2 protein-coding genes are annotated in these 3,364 nt (G+C 58.3%); both read right to left on the bottom strand.

Features of this window, described 5'->3' with window-relative positions:
- A partial coding sequence (locus HZS79_RS16660; RefSeq protein ID WP_179928414.1) for a biotin/lipoyl-containing protein occupies positions 1–608 on the bottom strand: 608 nt, incomplete at its 3' end.
- 58 nt (positions 609–666) lie between these two features.
- Positions 667–3,339 (bottom strand): pyruvate dehydrogenase (acetyl-transferring), homodimeric type, encoded by a 2,673-nt coding sequence (gene aceE, locus HZS79_RS16655; protein WP_179928413.1) that lies wholly within the window; start codon positions 3,337–3,339, stop codon positions 667–669.
- Between the last annotated feature and the right edge of the window lie 25 nt (positions 3,340–3,364).

Below are 3,364 nucleotides of genomic sequence, written 5' to 3'. Positions count from 1 at the left end.
GCGATTTCCATCTGGCCGATCACGTCGCCTTCCGAGACGGTATCGCCTTCTTTCACCGTGAGCGCAACGATCTTACCGCCGTGTGGGCTGGGCACATCCATGGAGGCCTTGTCCGACTCCAGGGTAATCAGGGTGTCTTCGGCGTTGACGTCATCACCAGCGCTGACGGCCACTTCAATGATTTCAACGTTGTCTGAACCACCCAAGTCCGGCACTTTAATATCCACCGTTTGCTTGCCGCCACCGGCTTTTTTAGCTGCTGGGGCTTGCGCTTGAGTCGGTTCTTTCGGTTTGTCTTGTTTCGCTGGCGCGTCGTTGGGCTGGCTGTCAGACGCGGAGGCTGACGTCTCTTCGCCGCCGTCTGCGCCGCCTTCGACTTCCAGCTCAACGATGTCGTCGCCTTCCGAGACGGTATCGCCTTCTTTCACCAGCACTTTGAGCACCTTGCCGCCTTTCGGGGCCGGGACGTCCATGCTGGCTTTGTCGGATTCCAGGGTGATTAGGGTGTCTTCCGCTTCAATGACGTCGCCTTCTGACACCGCAATCTCGATGATTTCGACATCGGTGTCGCCACCGATATCGGGAACTTTGATGATTTCGCTACTCAAGGTCGCGCTCCTTCCAAATCGGATCGAGCCGGCGGGCATTTGCCCGCCGGGCAGCGGTTTAGCTGGTCAGCGGGTTCGGCTTGTTGGCGTCAATGCCATACTTCTTCAGCGCTTCGCCGACGTGCTTGCGATCAAGCTCTCCGCGGTCCGCCAGCGCACGTAGCGCCGCCACCGTGACGAAGTAGCGGTCTACTTCAAAGAAGTAGCGCAGCTTCTCGCGGGTGTCGGAACGACCAAAGCCGTCCGTGCCCAGCACGGTGTACTCAGACGGCACCCAGGCACGCACCTGATCAGCGTAGAGTTTCATGTAGTCGGTGGAGGCAATCACCGGGCCGTCACGGCCTTCCAGGCACTTCGTGACGTGGGGCTTGTTGGCCTCAGCGTCCGGGTTCAAGAAGCCTTCACGCTCCAGCAGTAGCGCTTCGCGGCGCAGTTCGTTAAAGCTGGTCACGCTCCAGATATCCGCACCAATGCCCCAGTCGTTGGCCAACAGCTCAGCGGCGGCTTCGACTTCGCGCAGGATGGTGCCGGAGCCCATCAGTTGCACACGGCCTTTATCGCCCTGGGTTTCGTTGAGCAGGTACATGCCTTTGATGATGTCGTCTGTCGGGACGTTCTCAAGGGCAGGCTGCTCGTAGTTTTCGTTCATCACCGTCAGGTAGTAGAAGCAGTTCTCTTTATCCGTGAACATGCGCTTCAGACCATCCTGCACGATGACCGCCACTTCGTGGGCGTAGGTGGGGTCGTAGCTGCGGCAGTTGGGGATGGTAGAGGCTTGAATCAAGCTGTGACCATCCTGGTGCTGCAGACCTTCGCCGTTGAGCGTGGTACGCCCGGCGGTGCCGCCGACCATAAAGCCGCGGGCTTGGAGATCACCGGCGGCCCAGGCCAAGTCACCAATGCGCTGGAAGCCGAACATCGAGTAGTAGATGTAGAACGGCAGCAGGGTGACGTTGTTGTTGCTGTAGGAGGTTGCGGCGGCAATCCATGCGGACATCGCGCCAGCTTCACTAATCCCTTCTTCGAGAACCTGACCTTTCTGGTCCTCGCGGTAGTACATGATCTGGCCTTTATCGACCGGCTCGTACTTTTGCCCTTCCGAGGTGTAGATACCGAGCTGGCGGAACATGCCTTCCATACCGAAGGTACGCGCTTCGTCCGGGATAATCGGCACCACGTGCTTGCCTAGCTGCTTGTCCTTCACCAGGCCATTCAGAATACGCACGAAGGCCATGGTGGTGGAGATTTCACGGCCCTTGGAGCCGACCATTTGCGAGGCAAACGTTTTGTCTTCCAGGCTGGGGATCTCCAGCGCCTCAAAGTCACTGCGGCGGCTAGGCAGGTAACCGTTAAGGCGTTCCCGCTGCAGGTGCATGTACTTAAGCTCGGGGGAGTCTTCTTCCGGCTTGTAGTAGGGCACGTCTTTGAGCTGTTCGTCGGTGATCGGAATGCCAAAGCGGTCGCGGAATTTGCGCAGCGCTTCGTACTCCATACTCTTGACCTGGTGGGCTTCGTTGGCAGCTTCGCCATCGCCGCTGCCCATGCCATAGCCTTTGACGGTGTGCGCCAGAATGACCGTGGGCTTACCGTTGGTCTGGTTGACCGCTTCATGGTAGGCCGCATAGACCTTGAACGGGTCGTGACCACCGCGGTTGAGCTTCCAGATGTCTTCATCAGACAGGTCGTTGACCATCGCTTCGGTTTCGGGGTACTTACCGAAGAAGTGCTCACGGGTGTAGGAACCCCCGTTGGCCTTGTAGTTTTGGTACTCACCGTCGACCGCTTCATCCATGCGTTTTTGCAGGATGCCTTTCTTGTCCTTCTCGAACAGCGGATCCCAGTGACGCCCCCAGACGACCTTGATGACGTTCCAGCCAGCACCGCGGAACACGCCTTCGAACTCGTCCATGACGCGGGAGTTGCCGCGTACCGGACCGTCCAAGCGCTGCAGGTTGCAGTTGATGACGAAGATCAGGTTATCGAGGTTTTCACGACCCGCCAGGGAAATCGCGCCCAGCGACTCCGGCTCATCACACTCGCCGTCGCCCATAAAGCACCAGATCTTGCGGTCGTACATGTCTTTCAGCTCACGGTGATGCAGGTACTTCATCACGTGGGCTTGATAGATGGCCTGAATCGGACCAAGACCCATAGACACCGTGGGGAACTGCCAGTAATCCGGCATCAGCCACGGGTGCGGGTAGGAAGAGAGGCCATCGCCGTCGACTTCGCGACGGAATTTGTCCATCTGCTCTTCTGACAACCGGCCTTCCAGGTAAGAGCGCGCATAAATACCCGGGGCAACGTGGCCCTGGATATAAATCAGATCGCCTTCAAAATCGCCTTTGGGAGCGCGGAAGAAGTGGTTAAAGCCGACATCGTACAGCGTAGCCGACGACATAAAGCTGGCGATATGGCCGCCCAACCCTGGGTTGGCACGGTTATTACGAATGACCTGGGCAATGGCGTTGTAGCGGATCAACGAGCGAATCCGGCGTTCCATAAACAGGTCGCCGGGCATCGGTGCTTCACGATGCACAGGGATCGTATTCCGGTGCGGGGTTGTCACCGAGAAGGGCACCTTCATCCCGTCCCGGCGCAGGCGATCCGCCAGGCGGGTCATCAGGTAGCGGGCACGATCTTCGCCCTCACGATCCAGTACTGATTCCAGGGATTCCAGCCACTCCGTGGTTTCGAGCGGATCGAGATCTTCTCTTGTCTCCAGACTCATAGAGGTCTCTCCGAATGACGATAAA

Origin of the sequence: Vreelandella zhaodongensis, from assembly GCF_013415115.1 — a bacterium.
GTDB classification, from domain to species: Bacteria; Pseudomonadota; Gammaproteobacteria; order Pseudomonadales; family Halomonadaceae; genus Vreelandella; species Vreelandella zhaodongensis.
The sequence above is the reverse complement of the archived record's forward strand: the minus strand, read 5'-3'. Positions and strand labels throughout refer to the sequence as shown.